Raw genomic sequence first — 18443 nt, forward strand, 5'->3', positions numbered from 1 at the left:
GGAGAGAGAAATGAAGAGAAAATATGTATATCTATACTTGCTGGGCTTACTGCTCTTTTCTGTAGCATGTACCGGTCATTTCCGTGATTACAATACCGACTTGTCCGGTATCACGGATGATGACTTAATAATTGATGACAATGGTTATGGAATCCGTTTGGGCATTATTCAGCAGGGGATTTATTTTAATTACGACTACGGAAAAGGGAAGAACTGGCCTTTTCAGCTAATACAGAATCTGAACGCAGACATGTTCGGTGGGTATATGCATGACGGCAAACCCTTGAACGGAGGTTCCCATAATTCCGACTATAATATGCAGGATGGTTGGAACAGCGCCATGTGGACGCATATGTATTCTTATATTTTCCCACAGATATACCAATCGGAGAATGCTACCCGGAATACACATCCTGCCTTGTTCGGGATCACGAAAATATTAAAGGTGGAAGCAATGCATCGTGTGACGGATTATTATGGTCCCATCATTTATAAGAATTTTGCGAATGCGGAAAACCATTACCGTCCTGATAAACAAAAAGATGTTTATTATGAGTTTTTCAATGAACTCGATTCTGCCGTGGTTGCTCTCACCGGTTATATAGAGGAGAAACCGGAATTCAATGGATTTGCGCGTTTTGATATTTTGTTGGATGGGAAATACCCCTCCTGGATAAAGTTTGCCAATTCGTTGCGTTTGCGGCTGGCAATGCGTATTGCTTCTGTTGTCCCCGATAAGGCACGTGCTGAAATACAGAAAATAAAGGAAAACGATTACGGCTTCTTTGAAGCGGAAACAGGCGGAGCTGTTGTTTCTGCTAAATCCGGATATACCAATCCATTGGGAGAACTTAATCGTGTGTGGAATGAAACTTACATGAGTGCTAATATGGAATCAATCTTGGCCGGATATAATGATCCCCGTCTTGGAATTTATTTCGAACACTGTACGGATGAAGCCCTGAAAGGACAATATCGTGGAATTCGTCAGGGGACATGTTTTGCTCATAGTCATTATTCTGGATTGTCGAAGCTGTTTGTCAAGCAAAGCACCGATGCGCCTCTGATGACTGCTTCGGAAGTCTGGTTTCTGCGTGCCGAAGCTGCTTTGCGCGGGTGGACGGATGAAGATGAAGAAACCTGTTATCAGAACGGTGTAACTACTTCTTTCCATCAATGGGGAATCTATGGTGTGGAAGATTATCTGCAAAGTGAACGTACAGCCTCTGACTTTATAGATACGTATGATGAGGAAAATAATATAGAGGCCCGCTGTAAAGTCTCTCCCAAATGGGATCCGTTGGATGATAAGGAAACGAAACTGGAGAAGATCATTACGCAGAAGTGGATTGCTATGTTTCCGGAAGGTTGTGAAGCCTGGGCTGAACAAAGACGGACAGGATATCCCCGTTTATTCCCCGTACGATTCAATCATAGCAGAAACGGATCTATCGAAACGGAGATTATGGTGCGCCGTCTAAACTTCCCTGGTACCTTGCAGACAGAAGACCCGGAGCAATATTCCGCACTTGTGGAAGCTTTGGGAGGAGATGACCATGGGGGTATAAGACTTTGGTGGGACACGGGAAATAATAACCTGGAATAAAAAAAGATAAAAGTAGTGTGTTTATATGTGTTGCTTTAACTATTTTTGCATCTTCATTTAAACACATTTACTTATGAAACAGATTATCTCTGCTCTTTTCCTTTGTATGTTGCTTTCTGCCGTACCGGGATTGCAGGCGCAAAACATCCAGTTACATTATGATTTCGGACGTTCTTTGTATGACAAAGATTTGCAAGGTCGTCCGCTGTTAACCTCCACAGTAGAGAAGTTTCATCCTGATACTTGGGGAAGTACTTATTTCTTTGTCGATATGGATTATACCTCCGAAGGTGTCGCTTCCGCTTATTGGGAAATAGCCCGTGAACTAAAATTCTGGAAAGGTCCTTTTTCTGCGCATCTTGAATATAACGGTGGATTATCCAAAGGAATGTCTTATAAAAATGCTTATCTGGCAGGAGCTACTTATACCTTTAATAATGCCTCTTTTTCCAAAGGTTTCACACTGACCGCCATGTATAAGTATATCCAAAAACATCCATCACCCAACAACTTCCAGTTGACGGGTACGTGGTACGTGAACTTCTGCCGCAACCTGCTTACTTTCTCCGGCTTTGCCGACTGGTGGCGTGAAGAAACGAACTACGGAAAGACTATCTTCCTCTCCGAACCACAATTCTGGGTAAACCTGAATCAAATCAAGGGAGTAAATAAAAATTTCAATCTAAGTGTTGGCTCCGAAGTCGAATTGAGCAACAACTTTGGTGGCCGCGATGGCTTTTATGTGATTCCAACACTTGCTCTGAAATGGACACTGAATTAAAAAACAGATTAAAAGAAATTGAATTAAAAGAAGTCGGACTAAAAGAATCTGAACTTCAGAGGAATCTCTGTTTACCCCTTTGCGGAACTTACAAAAATATATAGACAACCTATTAAATGAAAACTGATTTAATCTACGGTGTAGAAGACCGTCCCCCTTTTAAAGATGCCCTGTTTGCGGCTTTACAACATCTTTTGGCTATTTTCGTAGCGATTATTACACCTCCGCTTATCATCGCAAGTGCTTTAAAGCTGGATGTAGAAAAGACAAGCTTTCTGGTTTCCATGTCCCTTTTTGCTTCGGGAGTATCTACCTTTATACAATGCCGCCGTTTGGGTGCGATAGGAGCAAAGCTGCTCTGCATCCAGGGAACCAGTTTTTCTTTTATCGGCCCTATTATCGCTACAGGAATGGTCGGCGGATTGCCGTTAATCTTCGGTTCCTGTATGGCTGCCGCGCCTATCGAAATGATTGTCAGCCGCACATTCAAATATCTGCGTAATATCATCACTCCGCTGGTTTCCGGTATTGTCGTACTGCTTATCGGATTGAGCCTGATAAAAGTAGGTATCGTATCTTGCGGAGGTGGATATGCAGCTATGGATAACGGTACGTTTGCTACCTGGGAAAACCTGTCTATTGCAGCACTGGTACTTCTTAGCGTCTTGTTTTTTAACCGTTGTGGGAACAAATACCTGCGCATGAGTTCCATTGTACTCGGTCTTTGCTTTGGCTATGGCTTGGCATTTGTTTTGGGAAAAGTGGATATGAGTGCGTTGAATGTGGAAATGCTGATGAACTTTAATATTCCCCAACCTTTTAAATATGGTGTTGATTTTAATGTGTCTTCTTTCATAGCCATTGGTCTGGTCTACCTGATAACTGCCATTGAAGCAACAGGTGACGTGACTGCCAACTCTATGATTTCCGGACTTCCCATTGAAGGAGATTCCTATTTGAAACGAGTTTCCGGTGGAGTAATGGCAGATGGATTCAATTCTTTCCTTGCCGGTGTATTCAATTCTTTTCCCAACTCCATCTTTGCGCAGAATAACGGTATTATCCAATTGACCGGAGTAGCCAGCCGCTATGTCGGTTATTATATTGCGGTAATGCTCGTTCTTTTGGGATTATTCCCCATCGTAGGTGCCGTATTCTCCTTAATGCCCGATCCTGTATTGGGCGGTGCAACCTTACTAATGTTCGGCACAGTAGCAGCGGCAGGAATCCGTATCATCTCCTCACAAGAAATAGGGCGTAAAGAAACTTTGGTATTAGCAGTCAGCCTCTCTTTAGGCTTAGGAGTAGAACTAATGCCGGACGTATTACAACAAGCCCCGGAAGCAATTCGAAGTATCTTCTCTTCAGGGATCACCACCGGAGGTCTTACTGCAATTATTGCAAATATAGTAATACGTGTAAAAGTTGTCGATTAATACTTGACACCTAATACTTGATACTTAAATTACTCATTTTATCAGTAGTGCGGAAGGGGAAATCAGGATACTCGTAAAGACTGAAGCGAGGTTCGGTTTCTCCTTTCGTATAATTCCAGATAGAAGCATAATCTTCCGGATCTTCTCCCATTTTGGCTAATTGGCGCAGATAAGCAGCCAGTGATTTATTTTCTACAATATAAATCTGTCCCATCTGGTCGATAATCGGGCTATGATGACGAGTGCCGTCATGTTCGAAGCGCAGAATACGTTTTCCTTCCTCCGTTAGTCCCACCACCTGAAAAGTCATACTCTTACCGATAGCCGGTAAATTCAGCACACTGCGATCCGTAGCAAGGAAAGGTAAATGATGCTTTCTCATGAAACGTCTTAATTGTTTGGCAACATCTTCTTTCGGCTCCTCTTCCGTTCCAACCCTCGTTTCTAATATCTTATATAATTCTTTTTCCTGTTCCGGCGTCATCCAGCCATAGATCTTTTCCTCTTGTTGTTCCTGCATCGAACGACTATTAGGAGCAAATACCGCATAATTTTCATTGAATCCCTTCACCGAGAAAGTATAATAACACATGACTCCCAATGAATTAAGCACCTGGCGAAGCCGCGTCGTATGTCCCCGGCGTGAAGCCGCCACGGTATATACCAACTGATTCGTGATAATCCATCCGGCAGAAAGAACTTTCCTGATCGCTTCTTTAGCTTCAGGCGTAACCTCCAACGGTGTCTGAAAATGAGTCTGGATAATAAACTGTTTCACCCCGATAGCCGAAGCCTTCTCCTTGAATTCCCGCAGAATATCCACCAATCCGTCATTGATACGCATCGGCAAATAAGCCAATAACCGTGACCCCAGCCGTACCCGTTGCAATTCCGCATATTTCTCTCCTTCCGGGCGTTCGAGATTCGCCCTCTGTTTGCGTGCCGCCATCCGATACACCGCATCCAGAATATTCTGAAGCGTCTTATTCTGACTCATCAGCGCATCGCCCCCTGTAATCAGGATATCCCGCAACTGCGTATCCTCTTCAAAATAAGTCATCAACCGGCGCAACTTACGATCCCATGATTCCTTCGGACGTAAAGACTCAAACTCGAAATTCAACCGTTCGCTTTGGAAATCGTACATCCGCTGACAAGAAGCACAAAGTCCCCCGCAAGCCCGTCCCATCGTGTCAGGAATGAGAATAGCCACCTCCGGATACCGGCGATGAATATTATGCCCGTCCGGCAGGAGCCATCCCGCAGCATTAGGCTTACCAGCCTCTACAATATCCTCCTTTTCCCACGCGCGAATATTTCCATACGTCTCCACCAACCGTGGCGAATAAAGAATATAACTCCGAATAGCATCGTCATTATACCCATATCCCGTGATATTGAGTAACGACAAATAATAAGGAGTCGCAAAAAACGGCATCCCCTTTTTTCGTGCCCGATAAAGCAAATACATAGTCTCCGAAGAAAGAGAATTCCCCAGGAACCGATTCAGTTCTCCCGGACTCTTCACAGCCATCGCCAAATGAAAGCGGAAATCATTCCACCATTCACTCACCAACCTGTATTTCTCCTCATAACTCATTCCCTCCTCAAAGTGGAAACGCACTGAAGGCTTCGACTTCCTGTTCTCAATCTTCTGAATCAGCAAGTGCAACATCCGTTCCTTATTTTCATCCCGTATCTCCCGTACCTCTTCATCCAGTCCGGTTTCCCACCGGTCATTCCGGCTTTTGATACGCTGCGGTGACGGCAAAGGCGTAACTTCTCCCTTCAACCGTTTAAACATCTGGTAAATTTCAATAAACAAATCCGTCGGCATCTCCATATTCTCCAACGTCCCCGTCAGAAACTCATAAAGCAGCCGAATAGTCTGTACTGACATATCCTGTCCCGTAGACAGTTCATGGACATTCTGCCCATCATAATGGAGTAAGAGTCGAATTTGCTCCCTTGCCTCCTCCGCAGCTTCGTTTTCTATCCTGCAAGTTTCCAACAACCGCAGTATTCCAGTCTTGAAATCCTCAACAGTAGAGCTCTTATCCGCTATCTCCACTATCTCCGGAATTTCCTGACCATAGATTTGTTTCAACTGTGAAAAAGTAAGTGTAAGCATTTTCTTTTGTTTCATAAGCAATCTATCAATTTTTAAATTATATAATAAGTATTTTAAGTTTGAACTACCCCGCGCCGTATGGTCTTCCGGCCTAGTCTGCCCTTCTTAACGCCGGGGATGAGACCGAAGTAGCCCGGCAGAAGCAGCCTTGATTTTTTCTTTTTTGGTACTTTTTCTTTTGTATCAAGACAAAAGAAAAAAGTACATAAAGATAACAAAAAAAGCGGAAGTACAAAACCCCCGCTTTCTCTATCGTATTAATCTTTACGCTTTTCTAACATTTAACGCGACTCATTTTTTCGTTTCCGTGTCGTCATCCTTCCGTTTCGGCTCCTTCTTGGCAAGGAGAACGATATTATACACATAATCCGTCATCCACTGTTCCGAGTACCCCAGACGCTCTTTGTATTGACGGACAGCCGCAGCCGTTTTATGCACATCATCCGCCTTCCACACCATCTTGGTACAAACATCATGTACCGTTTTCTGCGTCATACCATACAAAGCCTTTTTAAAGATCGACGGCATACGGAACTTCCACTGCATCAGATTTCCCATCAACATCATCAGATCATTAGAAAATCCCTGATACATGAATAAATAAGATTGAATATCATTTTGAGTGCGGCAGTTACGTTTCACGGAAGCGTCGATTTCCTTGAAGAAATTCTCGTTCAACCCATAATCCTGCATCAGCATTTTGCGTGAGGCAGACTTTTCGGCCAATCCCAGTTTGCCGTTTTGAGTAGGCACTTTAAACAAACGTTTGAAGTTAGCTACGTCCGGCAGGAATCGGATATTGGTGATACCTAGGTTTGTGGCGATCACTGACTGGAAATACACCCGGGTCAGTGATATGAAATCTTCTACATTGCCGACTTTCGTTTCATCGGATTTTTTCTTGAATAAACCAAATAAGCCCATTGTTATCTCTACAATTTTATTATTTACAATTTACTATTTGAGCGCATGGAAGGTATATAACATAACTACCATCTGTCAATTTCCGTGCAAAGGTACAAAAACAGTTGGTTTTCACCAACATTCCAAGTCCTTTTCGATGTCCGGCATAGACTCTTTCTTAAAAACAGGACTTTGAATGCCGGCTTTCTTTTGTGCCCGGTAATCATTTAAATATTGTTTGTGGTTATTCGTTTTTTATTCGGAAGTAGAATTTATGATTTTCGAATACGGGTTCCACAATATCATAACGGACAAATTTGGCGAGCAGATGTTCAGCGGCACGTCGTGAAAGTCCGGTTTGGCGACAGTAGCGGTTGAGTGAGAGTAAAGTGCCATGTTCCAGTTGTTCGAGCAGTAGCTGTTCACGTTCGGTGTAACGGATCAGTTCACCACGGGGGCTGTCGCTTTGTTGCCATACACGGAGATGTATAGGTGTTGCCAGAATGTTTTCATCCTTGATACGGAGATAGGCTAGAGGTTTCCCTGTTTCGTCTTTGGCGTAAACTGGTTTATGCGGAGTCTCTTCGATGGTCGCTACCAACACTTGCCGTCCCTCCACTATATATGTTTGTAATGTGTATTCCACTTCCGGTACGCAATAAAGTTGTGCGGCGGCCTCAATCATATATTTTTCTTCTTCGGAGCGTACTCCCGCAATTTTGCCATTGTCTTTTACGCCAATAAGTAATCTTCCTCCGTCCGTGTTGGCAAAAGCCGAGAGTGTTTTGGCAATTTTGCGTGCGTCGGAAATTTCGAATTTAAAGTCCTGTTGCTGGTGCTCTCCTTCAGCAATCAATGCATGTATATAATCGGTATCTGTAAGCAGTTTCATGGCTACAAAGGTAGGTAAAAATGGTGAAAAGCCCCTTTTTTAGATATTTTTCGAAGATTATTTCAAAAAAAATATTGATTTTATGCTTTTATTTCGGGAAACAGTGTATTTTTGCGGCACATTATTAACGAAAAAAATAAAAGGATTATGAAAGAATTGGTAGAAAAAGTAGCAGCTCTTTATGCTGACTTCTCAAAAGATGCTAACGCGCAGATCGAAAACGGTAACAAAGCAGCAGGAACTCGTGCTCGTAAAGCTTCTTTGGAAATCGAAAAAGCAATGAAAGAATTCCGTAAAGCATCTTTGGAAGCTTCTAAGAAATAATTAGAAGACTACTAAGATATCGAAAAAGAGGGCATATCGCTTCACGATATGCCCTCTTTCTATTTTTATGCGAAATGACTTTTTAGTTGTTTTAGCACGGATAGTGATGATGATTTAGATAGAAAGGTGTATGTTTGTGTGCGGCACCCCAAAAATATATGAGTAGTATTAAATTTCTGCTTCCTTTTTATGTTAATGCTAAATACGGTGGAGTCTTCATTTGCAATATTGTTGTTTGTTGGGCTTGCAAAACTTTTTTCCTCTATGCGCATCTCAAATTAAATCGTATATTTGCGAAAAGAATCAAGATTGGGAATTATGAACGAAAACGTCTTAGCTAAACTGAAGATACTTGCGGAATCTGCCAAGTACGACGTTTCCTGTTCTTCCAGTGGTACGGTGCGCTCCAATAAGCCGGGCACGCTGGGAAACACTGTCGGAGGATGGGGAATCTGCCATAGCTTTGCCGAGGACGGACGGTGTATCTCGCTATTGAAAATCATGCTTACCAATTATTGTATCTACGACTGTGCTTACTGTATCAACCGTCGTAGCAACGATCTTCCCCGCGCTACATTTTCCGTTTCGGAATTGGTGGAACTGACGATGGAATTCTATCGTCGTAACTACATTGAAGGGCTGTTTCTTAGTTCCGGAGTGGTCCGCAATCCGGATTATACGATGGAGAGACTGGTGCGTGTAGCTAAAGATTTGCGGCAAGTGTACCGGTTTAACGGTTATATTCATCTCAAGAGTATTCCCGGTGCCAGTCGTGAATTGGTGAATGAGGCTGGGCTGTATGCCGACCGTTTGAGTGTCAACGTCGAAATTCCCAAAGAAGAAAACCTGAAACTCCTTGCGCCGGAGAAAGATCATAAAAGTGTATTTGCTCCGATGAAATATATTCAGCAAGGTGTATTGGAGAGTAAGGAAGAACGGCAGAAGTTTCGCCATGCACCTCGTTTCGCGCCTGCGGGACAAAGTACCCAAGTGATTGTGGGAGCTACCTCCGAGTCGGATAAAGATATTCTTTTCCTTTCGTCGGCTCTTTACGGCCGGCCGACCATGAAGCGTGTCTATTACTCGGGCTACGTTTCTGTGAATACGTATGATAAACGTCTTCCGGCATTGAAGCAACCGCCTTTGGTACGTGAAAACCGGCTCTATCAGGCTGACTGGTTATTGCGTTTTTACCAATTCAAGGTGGACGAAATTGTGGATGATGCCTATCCGGATCTCGACCTCGAGATAGACCCGAAACTCTCGTGGGCTTTGCGTCATCCCGAGCAGTTTCCTGTCGACATCAACAAAGCGGACTACGAAATGTTGCTCCGTGTGCCGGGAGTGGGAGTGAAGTCGGCGAAGCTGATTGTCGCTTCCCGCCGTTTTTCGCGACTGGGTTTTTATGAACTAAAGAAGATAGGAGTGGTGATGAAGAAGGCGCAATATTTCATCACCTGCAAAGAGCTGCCTCTCCAAATGCAGACCGTGAACGAACTTTCACCGCAACGGGTACGTAGCTTATTGCTGCCGAAACCGAAAAAGAAAGTGGATGAACGCCAATTGTTACTTGATTTTGGCGAATCGTAAATTATCAAATAATAAATATAACAAGTGAATATTTATATCTACGATAAAACCTTTGATGGTCTGCTGACTGCCGTGTTCGACGCCTATTTCCGCAAGACCTTTCCTGATGACTTATTGTCGGAAGGAGATGCTTTACCCTTATTTTATGATGAGTTACATACCGTAGTCACCGATGAAGAAAAGGCCGGGCGTGTGTGGCGGGGATTGCAGAAGAAAGTCTCTGTTTCTGCTTTGGGCTGCCTCACACAAAGTTGGCTGTCGGAGCTTCCGGAGGTAGGGATGCTTATTTTTCGTTATATCCGTAAAGCGATCGACTCACCCCGTTCCATCGAAACCAATTTTGGCGATCCGGACGTTTTGCAATTGGCGCAAATATGGAAGAAAGTGGATGGCGAACGTGTGCACCTGATGCAGTTTGTCCGTTTTCAGAAAGCTGCGGATGGTACATTCTTTGCGGCTTTCGAACCGCAGTATAATGCGCTTCCTCTTACCGTCCACCATTTCAAAGACCGTTTTGCCGATCAGAAGTGGATTATTTACGACATGAAACGCCGTTATGGTTTTTATTATGACTTGCAAGAAGTGACGACCATCTCGTTTGATGATGACAGCCGTGAATCTCATCTGATTACGGGGATGCTGGATGAAAGTCTGATGGACAAGGATGAGAAGCTTTTCCAACAACTCTGGAAAACTTATTTCAAGGCCATTTGTATCAAAGAACGTATCAATCCAAGAAAGCACAGGCAAGATATGCCTGTACGTTATTGGAAGTATCTGACGGAAAAGCAGAAATAGAATTCCATCTCTTTATATTTTAGAAAAAATACTCCTCTTTGCTTCTTCTGTTTTTGTTTCTCTTTTATCTTTCTGTAAAGGGGCTTTTTGAGTTTTTCGATTCTTTATTTCTTCAATTATTCAATTCGCTGCACTGTTACCTCCGGAAACTCCTGTATCAATGAAAGCAAATGTCCTTCATCGTTATTTCGTTTCGACTTGATGACCATACTCACCTGATAAAACTCTGCTTCACCCTTATGTAATGTTTCCATTTCGTAAGAGACTATCAGGTAGTCTTTAGAGTTGAATTTGTCCGCTATTTGTTTCAGAGTGTCTTTGTTGGTAGTAGAGAAAGAAACCATCGAGCTTTTCATTCCGATGCTTTTAAACAGGTAAGTAAGTAATTCCAGTCCGATGAGGGTCAATACCATGGCAGCAATGCCGATGGTGTACATTCCTGCGCCTACTGCCAGTCCGATACCGGCTGTTGCCCAGATTCCTGCGGCGGTAGTCAGTCCGCGTACAATCTGCTTTTGGAAGATGATGGTTCCCGCACCGATAAATCCGATACCACTGACGACTTGTGCCGCCACACGACTGGGATCAAGCGTGACACTGCTTTCTTTTATAATCTCCTGAAATCCGTATTGAGAAACAATCATAATCAGGGCACTGCCTAGCGATACGAGGAAATGAGTACGGTATCCGGCCTCTTTGGCACGGTATTCACGATCCAGTCCGATGATCGCCCCCAGTATTCCGGCGACCAATAAACGAATTACGAAATCTATGTTCAACATCATGTGTTCAATCTCCTTTCTACTTTTTTATTGTTTGTGGAAAAATACTTGGAACTATAAATATACAATTATTTCTCCTTTAGGGGTCATTAATTTAGTAATATTTGAATGTATCCGTTTCATTTTATCGTATATTCGCAGACTCAAATGAATGTTTAATCCTGTGATTGAGTGAATAATGAAGAAAAGATTTTTTTATATAATCAGCTTTTTGCTGATCTTTTGTATAGAGGTGCTGATAGCTTTGTATGTACGTGATAATTTCATACGTCCTTATGTCGGAGATATGCTGGTGGTAGTCCTGGTGTATAGTTTTGTGAGAATATTTCTCCCGACAGGAATTCCTCGGATGCCGTTTTATGTCTTTCTTTTTGCTTGTTTTGTAGAAGTGTTGCAATACTTCCAGTTGGTAGAGATGTTGGGCATTACCAACCATGCAGCCAGAATCATTTTGGGCTCTACGTTCGATTGGGCGGATATAGCTTGTTATGCGGCGGGATGTGTATTTATTGTTTTATTCGAGCGTTTGTTTCAGCATAAGTCATAAAATTTATTTCTTTTCCACGTCTGTTTCGGATGGATTCAGATGATGTCCGCAATATTTGCAAAACTCGGCATTGTCTTCGTGTCCCGAACGATGGCAGTGGGGACATTCTTTGTCTCTTCTGCGTTTGTAGTCTTTCATCATGGAGGCGGATACAATCCCTGTCGGTACGGCAATAATCGTGTAACCGATTAGCATGACACAGGCGGAAAGGAACTTCCCGAGACCGGTGATGGGGGTAATGTCTCCATAGCCTACGGTAGTCATGGTGACGATAGCCCAGTAAATGCTGTTCGGAATGTTGTTGAACTGTGAGTTGGGTTGTGTTCCTTCAATCATATACATCAGTGTGCCGATGGAAGTCACCAGGATGACGACAAATAAGAAAAATACCGCAATCTTCTTGCTGCTTTCGCGTAAGGCGGTGAGCAGTCGTTCGCCCTCATTCAGAAAGTTGAAGAGCTTGAAGACACGGAATACCCGTATCAGGCGGAAAGCACGGATGATGAGCAGATAGCGTGCACCGGGGAAGAGCAGTCCGATGTAGAGAGGAAGGGTGGCCAGCAAGTCTACGATTCCGAAGAAGCTGAATATGTATTTCCGGGGACGGGGCGAGCAGTAGATTCTCGTCAAGTACTCGAAAGTAAAGAAGGCGGTGAAAAGATATTCCATAATAACGAACGGAGTCGTCAGAAAGCTGGGAAGTCCTTTCAGGCTTTCGATGATGACAAGCAGTACGCTGACCAGAATACAACCGATAAGAATCACGTCGAACAGTTTCCCGGCGGGAGTGTCCGATTCGAAGATGATGACATACAACTTTCGTTTCAGTTTTTCGTCATGTAAAAAACGATGGATTCTTTCTTTCAGTTTCATACTAAATGAAATTTTTGGAGAAGAGGTTAAGGAGAGGCTTTTCAGTCAATGACCCATTGTTTATTGTAAGCCTCTGTTTTTTTCGGATCGTAATACATTCCTTCTTGTGTGGGAATATAGAGGGTGTATGTCTTTCCGGTCCTGTTTTTTAATGAGGTGTCGCGCAGCCAGGGGTTGGCATCACGGAGTTGTGCATAAGTGATACCTTGTGATTTGGCATAATCATTCAAATCATCGATGGAAGTGGTGACAGTCACCTTTTTGTAAGGAATAGGCGGATATAGATGTTCCCGCTTCAGCAGAAATCCGTAACGTTGCGGGTTGTTGAGTATCTCTTTGGCTGCCAATAGGCGGAACATATAGCGGGAAGTTTCTTCTACCAGCCATAAGTCCATGGCATGACTTGCCAATTGCTTGTCGAGTTGGGAGGAGATACGTCCCTGTCCGGCATTGTAGGCGGCGGAGACAGCCATCCAGTCTCCATATTTGGCATACGCTTGTTTGAAATATTTGCAGGCGGCTACGGTTGCTTTTTCAATGTGGTAGCGTTCGTCTATGTTGTCGTTCACTTCCAGTCCGAATTCCCGTCCGGTGGCGGGCATAAACTGCCACAATCCTGCTGCTCCTGCCGGAGAGCGGGCGATGTTGTTCAGGTTGCTTTCGATTACCATCAGGTATTTGAAGTCGTCGGGGATGCCGTTGGCTTTCAGTATCGGTTCTATGAGGGGGAAATACCGGTTGGCACGTTTTATCAGTAGCATGGTGGTGGAATGCATATAGGTGAAAGCCATCATTTCACGATCCATCCGTTCGCGGCGGTCATAGCGGCGGAGGTCAATGGTTTCCCCGTCAAAGGTAACTTGGGCGGGAACGGTGGGCGAGGTGACGCAATAAGGTACTTCCGATTTAGCGGAATGTTGTTCGGTCACCTGGCTGCTGCCTGTCAATATAGGCATGGATGCGCCGATGCAAAATACTAATATAAGTGTAAGAATATAGTTGATTTTAGTTTGTTTCTTCATTTATTTATTTCATTATTTCAGTTGATATAATTCAGTTTCTTGTTCAGACTTTGTTGGACTGTTCACATACTTGCCATTCTCGCCAAGCAGATCGCTTTCTGTATTCCGTCCGCCCTGTTTGTAGATGTCGTTCATCATCTCCTTTATTTGATAGAACAAATTTTCTCTCTCTTTGTCAGTCAGTTCAGAGATTTTTTTCTTTCAGTGCTAAAGTCTATCTTGCAAAGATAATCCCATTTTGTTTTTTTCAAAGAACTTTTCTTGCATTTTATACGTTTTTCTAATAGAGTTAAAATAAATAATGAATCAAGATGAATATAGCAATGACCGGAGCTACCGGATATATAGGTAAACATCTTTCCAACTATCTCACAGAAAAGGGCGGACATCGGATTATTCCCTTGGGAAGATCGATGTTCCGCGAAGGTATGTCCGGACATTTGATTCAGACATTGACGCATTGCGACGTAATCATCAACCTGGCTGGCGCACCCATTAATAAGCGTTGGACACCGGAGTACAAACAGGAATTGTTCAACAGCCGCATTGTGGTGACGCATCGTATTATCCGTGCATTAAATGCTGTCAAGACAAAACCGAAACTGATGATTTCAGCTTCCGCTGTGGGCTATTATCCTCCGGAAGTAGAAGCGGACGAATATACCCGTACCCGCGGCGACGGTTTTCTTTCCGATCTTTGTTATGCATGGGAGAAAGAAGCTAAACATTGTCCCGAACCTACCCGGCTCGTCATTACACGCTTTGGTGTAGTGCTTTCTCCGGATGGAGGGGCGATGCAGCAGATGCTTCGCCCTTTGCAAACCACAAAGGTAGCTACCGCCATCGGTCCCGGTACTCAGGCTTTTCCGTGGATAGCCATGCACGACCTTTGTCGCGCCATGGAGTTTTTTATCACTCACGAAGAAACGCGAGGTGTGTATAATCTGGTAGCTCCGCAACAGATTTCACAATATTCTTTTACCCGTGAGATGGGAAAAGCTTATCAGGCATGGACAACGATTATTGCTCCGCAACGGGCTTTCCGTATATTTTACGGTGAAGCGGCCTCCTTCCTGACAGCCGGTCAGAAAGTCCGCCCGACACGTCTGACAGAAGCCGGGTTTCGTTTTTCCATCCCTACTGTCGAACGTCTTTTTAAAGGTACGGACCACAGTACGGTTACCTCTCTCGACTTGAACCGATATATGGGACTTTGGTACGAAATAGCCCGCTACGAGAACCGTTTTGAACACGGACTGGTAGATGTCACGGCCACTTACACGCTTCGTTCTGACGGCACGATTCGTGTGGAGAACCGAGGGTGCAAGCGCAATTCCCCTTACGATATCTGCAAGACTGCCAACGGACACGCCAAGATACCCGATCCCGCGCAACCGGGTAAACTGAAAGTCTCTTTCTTCCTTAATTTCTACTCTGATTATTACATATTGGAGCTGGATGAAGAGAATTACAACTATGCCCTTGTAGGTAGCAGTACCAATAAATATCTCTGGATACTAAGCCGCACGCCGCAGCTGCCCGAGGAAATCAAAAAGAAACTTGTCACTGCTGCCGAACGTCGTGGTTACGATACAAACCGGTTGCAATGGATAGAGCAACTTTGAAAACTTTTGAACAATATAGATTATGGATTACGAAATTATTCATCAACCCGAACAGAAACTGTTCAAGACTGAAGTAGACGGTCGCACCGCCTTTGTACAATATCGCCTCTTAGGTGATTCTCTCGACATTATTCATACCGTCGTGCCCCGTCCGATAGAAGGGCGCGGAATAGCCGCTGCGCTGGTAAAAGCTGCGTACGACTATGCAATAACCAATGAGATGAAACCAAAAGCCACTTGTTCCTACGCGGTAAAGTGGTTGGAACGCCATCCGGAACTGGGGTAAACCGTTGTCCGAATGGCGTCAACAGAATTGTTTGTGTTTTTATTGATATTTGGTAGAAAAAAGTCCTAATAATTGGCTTTTGCTTAATGGTTTGGTGAGGAATGCGTTGCAACCTGCTTCCATGGCACTCGCTCTGTCAGAATCGAATGCGTAAGCTGTCAGGGCGATAATCGGAACTGTGGTATTGAATTCCCTGATTTTTCGTACTGCTTCGAGTCCGCCCATAATCGGCATCTTCATATCCATAAGGATGATGTCATACTGTTCGTTGCGCAACTTCTCAAGCGCTTCCACTCCATTTTTTACTCGTGTGAGATTGTATTTGAAGAGAATGTGCTGCACTAAAGAAAAGTTACTGTCATTATCTTCAGCAATCAGTACTTTGAAATCTTTCTTGTTGATTTCGCTCAATGAAGGTATTTGCTGTGCGGGAGCCGGTGTCGCAGACGTATTTTTACTATCTTGTATTTCACCATTCTCCTGTGTATCTATTTTACAGGGAACCCATGCCCAGAAAGTGGAACCGATACCAGGATTGGAAGTAAAGCCGATTTCTCCTCCTGCGCCCTCTATGATTGCTCTGGAAATGGCCAGTCCGAGCCCTGTGCCTTGTGCAAATTCGTTGAGCTTTTGGAAACGACCGAATACTCTATCCTGCAATTCCACCGGGATACCGACACCCGAATCCTGTACATAGAATCGTATTCCTTCGTTTTCTATACTATATCCCATTTTGATAAATCCTGCGTGGGTACATTTCACCGCATTGGTAAGGAAATTCATCCATACCTGTTTCAGGCGGTTGACATCGAGAAATATCCAGCAGTCCGAACAAGGATTGTCAACAAAGAGTTTCACGTCGGGATTAGTCATTTTTTGTTGAATCATCATATACAGCTCGTTGCAGACTCTTGACAGATTGAATTTCTCTCTCTTACGTTCGAGGATTCCCGATTCTATTTTGGAGAGATCGAGAATATCATTAATGAGCCGCAGCAACAATTCGTTGTTCGATTCGATGATATTCATGTATTCTTCTTTTTCGGCCGGATCATCGCAATGTACCATCAGACCGGAGAAGCCTACAATGGCGTTCAGAGGCGTACGTATTTCATGGCTCATATTGGCGAGGAAGGCAGATTTGAGCCGGTCGGAAAGTTCCGCTTTTTCTTTCAGCTCTTTCAGTTCCTGCGCCATCTTTTCCCATTTTGTATTGTTGAACTTGATACCGGTATAGCGGGTGACGTTTCCTTTTTTATCTCTTTCCACGGGGATTCCCGTTACAATCAGAGTTTGCCATTCATTCTCCCATTTACTTTTGGAACGGTACTGGAAACTGAATTCCTTGTCTGTCCGCCGAATCATATATTCGATATGTTTGCAAACACAGTCCCAATCTTCCGGATGGGTAACTTCCATGTAATCGTTCGGCGTGATGGTCCTTTCCGGGTGATAGTCGTTGACGGGGTCGTTGAATGCTTTGAACTGCCTGGTCAGGACATCAAAATCCCAGTAAGACATTCCGATAGTCTTGAAAGTGAGCTCCATTTTGTAGTTTCTTTCTTTTACTTCCTCGTCCAGTTGGTGAAGTTTGGATATGTTTTGGCGGAAACCGGTGAAGCGTATGTTGTTGCCGTCTTCATCCTTCTCAAAAGGTACGCCCAGGATGTTGCAGTACTGCCATGAATCGTCGTATTTTGTTTGTATGCGACAGGTGAAATTGATAGTGATCTCTTTTCCCGAAAGCATAGATTGCATGGCGTCATAGGCGGCAGAACGGTCATCGGGATGGATGACTTCCATATATTCTGTGATGGAGAGCAGTTTGTTGCTTGCGTAATCGTTGATAGGGTCGTGGTAGGACTCGAATTTCTGGCTACGTACATCGAAATCCCAGTGAATGATATTGCTCACCTGCATGGCAAGTTCGCGTTTGGTTATCAGTTCCTGCGTTTTCTTTACCATTTGTAATCTTTCGGTAATGTCCAGCTGGGTTCCGATAATCAATAATTTCCCCATGTGCTCGGCCGATAGACGCATTCTGCTTTCATAGTGGCGATATTGTTTTTCGGCTTCATCGAAGAAGCGTAAGGTGATTTGTCCGTTTTCGATTTCCTTATTTATTAGCTGTGAAAACACGAGGCGCAACTGTTCACAGTCCTGCGGATGCAATATATCCAATAATTCGTCCAATGTCATTTTTTCTTTCACAATGGACGTACCATGTAATGAACTGAATGTTTTTTTGCGGACATCATATACCCAGGAAGACATATTGGCGGCCTCCATCGCCATCTCCAGGTTTTTCTTGTTTTCTTCTGTCCGGAATTCCGTTTCTTTTACCACTGTTTTGTCGTTGGAGAGTAGCATATGTCCGATGATGTCTCCTGCTTTATTCCATAAGGGGATTACCTGGACTTCGAAAATCATGCTGTTCTTGTTATGAGTCGTAAAATACTCGTCTTCATTGATGCGGTTGAAATCATACTCAAATTCCAGCATTATATTTTCTTCCCCACCTTGTATTCTGGCTTTGAGCTGCTCATCCATATAAGGACTGGAAAACAGGTTGACTGTGCCTACTACGCTATTCCGGTCATTCACTCCATACATTTTCAATGCGTGGTCATTGATGAAACGTAAAACGCCGTCCGTGTCATACATCTCTATGCTTATTGGTAGGCGGGCATATATACTTTCCGCAAACAGAACTTTCTCGTGTATTAATTCGGTTATTTCTTGTTCGAAGATTGTTTGGTTGTTTTCACTGGGAAGAGTTTCCTTTTCATTCATTTTAGTTGTTGTTTATTTTCGTCTGTCGGGTTAAATGGGAAATTTAGTTGCAGA

The 18443-nt window shown here is 43.7% G+C and carries 17 protein-coding genes; 9 read left to right on the forward strand and 8 right to left on the reverse strand.

The window, feature by feature from the left end; translation table 11 throughout:
- The first annotated feature begins 10 nt into the window (after positions 1-10).
- The 3 genes from GD631_RS11075 (at position 11) to GD631_RS11085 (ending at position 3823) form a co-directional block, all read left to right on the forward strand.
- Entirely contained in the window at positions 11-1606 is a 1596-nt protein-coding gene (locus tag GD631_RS11075) for a SusD/RagB family nutrient-binding outer membrane lipoprotein (protein WP_143258272.1), read from the forward strand.
- Between the two features lie 73 nt (positions 1607-1679).
- A complete protein-coding gene (locus GD631_RS11080; RefSeq protein ID WP_143258275.1) occupies positions 1680-2387 on the forward strand; it encodes a nucleoside-specific channel-forming Tsx family protein in 708 nt (235 codons plus the stop codon).
- 116 nt (positions 2388-2503) lie between these two features.
- Positions 2504-3823, forward strand: a complete 1320-nt coding sequence (locus tag GD631_RS11085) for a nucleobase:cation symporter-2 family protein (protein WP_143258279.1) — start codon at positions 2504-2506, stop codon at positions 3821-3823.
- A gap of 10 nt (positions 3824-3833) precedes the next feature.
- On the opposite strand, the gene GD631_RS11090 is transcribed toward GD631_RS11085, so the two are convergent.
- The 3 genes from GD631_RS11090 to GD631_RS11100 form a co-directional block, all read right to left on the reverse strand.
- Positions 3834-5969 (reverse strand): KamA family radical SAM protein, encoded by a 2136-nt coding sequence (locus GD631_RS11090; RefSeq protein ID WP_143258283.1) that lies wholly within the window; start codon positions 5967-5969, stop codon positions 3834-3836.
- Positions 5970-6245: 276 nt separating this feature from the next.
- Positions 6246-6878, reverse strand: coding sequence for a DUF8491 family protein (locus tag GD631_RS11095; protein ID WP_143258286.1), 633 nt, complete (start codon positions 6876-6878; stop codon positions 6246-6248).
- Between the two features lie 223 nt (positions 6879-7101).
- Positions 7102-7749 (reverse strand): AlbA family DNA-binding domain-containing protein, encoded by a 648-nt coding sequence (locus GD631_RS11100; protein WP_004314088.1) that lies wholly within the window; start codon positions 7747-7749, stop codon positions 7102-7104.
- Positions 7750-7896: 147 nt separating this feature from the next.
- Between GD631_RS11100 and GD631_RS11105 the strand changes: the two genes are divergently transcribed.
- The 3 genes from GD631_RS11105 to GD631_RS11115 all read left to right on the forward strand — a co-directional run bounded on the left by GD631_RS11105 (position 7897) and on the right by GD631_RS11115 (position 10461).
- Complete coding sequence (locus GD631_RS11105) at positions 7897-8073, forward strand: BF3379 family histone-like protein (protein ID WP_004301965.1); 177 nt, start codon at positions 7897-7899, stop codon at positions 8071-8073.
- 318 nt (positions 8074-8391) lie between these two features.
- On the forward strand, positions 8392-9663 hold the full coding sequence (locus GD631_RS11110; protein ID WP_143258289.1) for a putative DNA modification/repair radical SAM protein: 1272 nt from the start codon (positions 8392-8394) through the stop codon (positions 9661-9663).
- Between the two features lie 24 nt (positions 9664-9687).
- The gene (locus GD631_RS11115) at positions 9688-10461 is read left to right on the forward strand and encodes a TIGR03915 family putative DNA repair protein (protein WP_143258290.1); all 774 of its coding nucleotides are present in this window, start codon (positions 9688-9690) and stop codon (positions 10459-10461) included.
- Positions 10462-10577: 116 nt separating this feature from the next.
- Here the strand turns inward: GD631_RS11115 and GD631_RS11120 are convergent, their stop codons facing one another.
- Positions 10578-11246, reverse strand: coding sequence for an MgtC/SapB family protein (locus GD631_RS11120; protein WP_143258293.1), 669 nt, complete (start codon positions 11244-11246; stop codon positions 10578-10580).
- Between the two features lie 175 nt (positions 11247-11421).
- Here GD631_RS11120 and GD631_RS11125 point away from each other — a divergent pair, with 175 nt between their 5' ends.
- Positions 11422-11790 (forward strand): ribosomal maturation YjgA family protein, encoded by a 369-nt coding sequence (locus GD631_RS11125; RefSeq protein WP_143258298.1) that lies wholly within the window; start codon positions 11422-11424, stop codon positions 11788-11790.
- A 3-nt stretch (positions 11791-11793) separates the two neighbouring features.
- Here the strand turns inward: GD631_RS11125 and GD631_RS11130 are convergent, their stop codons facing one another.
- From GD631_RS11130 to GD631_RS22275, 3 genes are read right to left on the reverse strand one after another with little or no spacing between them, the layout of a single operon-like run.
- Positions 11794-12663 carry an ion transporter gene (locus tag GD631_RS11130; protein ID WP_143258302.1) on the reverse strand — a complete coding sequence of 290 codons (870 nt, stop codon included), beginning with the start codon at positions 12661-12663 and terminating at the stop codon, positions 11794-11796.
- A 41-nt stretch (positions 12664-12704) separates the two neighbouring features.
- Complete coding sequence (locus GD631_RS11135; protein ID WP_143258306.1) at positions 12705-13685, reverse strand: lytic transglycosylase domain-containing protein; 981 nt, start codon at positions 13683-13685, stop codon at positions 12705-12707.
- Positions 13686-13697: 12 nt separating this feature from the next.
- Positions 13698-13823, reverse strand: a complete 126-nt coding sequence (locus GD631_RS22275; RefSeq protein WP_255436032.1) for a hypothetical protein — start codon at positions 13821-13823, stop codon at positions 13698-13700.
- A 173-nt stretch (positions 13824-13996) separates the two neighbouring features.
- Between GD631_RS22275 and GD631_RS11140 the strand changes: the two genes are divergently transcribed.
- Both GD631_RS11140 and GD631_RS11145 read left to right on the forward strand, forming a co-directional pair.
- The gene (locus GD631_RS11140; RefSeq protein WP_143258312.1) at positions 13997-15310 is read left to right on the forward strand and encodes a TIGR01777 family oxidoreductase; all 1314 of its coding nucleotides are present in this window, start codon (positions 13997-13999) and stop codon (positions 15308-15310) included.
- Between the two features lie 22 nt (positions 15311-15332).
- Complete coding sequence (locus GD631_RS11145; protein ID WP_143258314.1) at positions 15333-15596, forward strand: GNAT family N-acetyltransferase; 264 nt, start codon at positions 15333-15335, stop codon at positions 15594-15596.
- Positions 15597-15635: 39 nt separating this feature from the next.
- Here the strand turns inward: GD631_RS11145 and GD631_RS11150 are convergent, their stop codons facing one another.
- Positions 15636-18389 (reverse strand): response regulator, encoded by a 2754-nt coding sequence (locus tag GD631_RS11150; protein ID WP_143258317.1) that lies wholly within the window; start codon positions 18387-18389, stop codon positions 15636-15638.
- Between the last annotated feature and the right edge of the window lie 54 nt (positions 18390-18443).

It is taken from the genome of Bacteroides luhongzhouii (assembly GCF_009193295.2).
In the GTDB taxonomy this organism is placed as follows: Bacteria; Bacteroidota; Bacteroidia; order Bacteroidales; family Bacteroidaceae; genus Bacteroides; species Bacteroides luhongzhouii.

Bases quoted from the DNA above. Each gene is read 5' to 3' on its own strand.
- GD631_RS11100 (WP_004314088.1), bottom strand. From the start codon at position 7,749: ATGAAACTGCTTACAGATACCGATTATATACATGCATTGATTGCTGAA.
- GD631_RS11130 (WP_143258302.1), bottom strand. From the start codon at position 12,663: ATGAAACTGAAAGAAAGAATCCATCGTTTTTTACATGACGAAAAACTG.
- GD631_RS11140 (WP_143258312.1), top strand. From the start codon at position 13,997: ATGAATATAGCAATGACCGGAGCTACCGGATATATAGGTAAACATCTT.
- GD631_RS11085 (WP_143258279.1), top strand. From the start codon at position 2,504: ATGAAAACTGATTTAATCTACGGTGTAGAAGACCGTCCCCCTTTTAAA.
- GD631_RS11095 (WP_143258286.1), bottom strand. From the start codon at position 6,878: ATGGGCTTATTTGGTTTATTCAAGAAAAAATCCGATGAAACGAAAGTC.
- GD631_RS11075 (WP_143258272.1), top strand. From the start codon at position 11: ATGAAGAGAAAATATGTATATCTATACTTGCTGGGCTTACTGCTCTTT.
- GD631_RS11080 (WP_143258275.1), top strand. From the start codon at position 1,680: ATGAAACAGATTATCTCTGCTCTTTTCCTTTGTATGTTGCTTTCTGCC.
- GD631_RS22275 (WP_255436032.1), bottom strand. From the start codon at position 13,823: ATGATGAACGACATCTACAAACAGGGCGGACGGAATACAGAAAGCGAT.
- GD631_RS11090 (WP_143258283.1), bottom strand. From the start codon at position 5,969: ATGAAACAAAAGAAAATGCTTACACTTACTTTTTCACAGTTGAAACAA.
- GD631_RS11125 (WP_143258298.1), top strand. From the start codon at position 11,422: ATGAAGAAAAGATTTTTTTATATAATCAGCTTTTTGCTGATCTTTTGT.
- GD631_RS11135 (WP_143258306.1), bottom strand. From the start codon at position 13,685: ATGAAGAAACAAACTAAAATCAACTATATTCTTACACTTATATTAGTA.
- GD631_RS11120 (WP_143258293.1), bottom strand. From the start codon at position 11,246: ATGATGTTGAACATAGATTTCGTAATTCGTTTATTGGTCGCCGGAATA.
- GD631_RS11145 (WP_143258314.1), top strand. From the start codon at position 15,333: ATGGATTACGAAATTATTCATCAACCCGAACAGAAACTGTTCAAGACT.
- GD631_RS11110 (WP_143258289.1), top strand. From the start codon at position 8,392: ATGAACGAAAACGTCTTAGCTAAACTGAAGATACTTGCGGAATCTGCC.
- GD631_RS11105 (WP_004301965.1), top strand. From the start codon at position 7,897: ATGAAAGAATTGGTAGAAAAAGTAGCAGCTCTTTATGCTGACTTCTCA.
- GD631_RS11150 (WP_143258317.1), bottom strand. From the start codon at position 18,389: ATGAATGAAAAGGAAACTCTTCCCAGTGAAAACAACCAAACAATCTTC.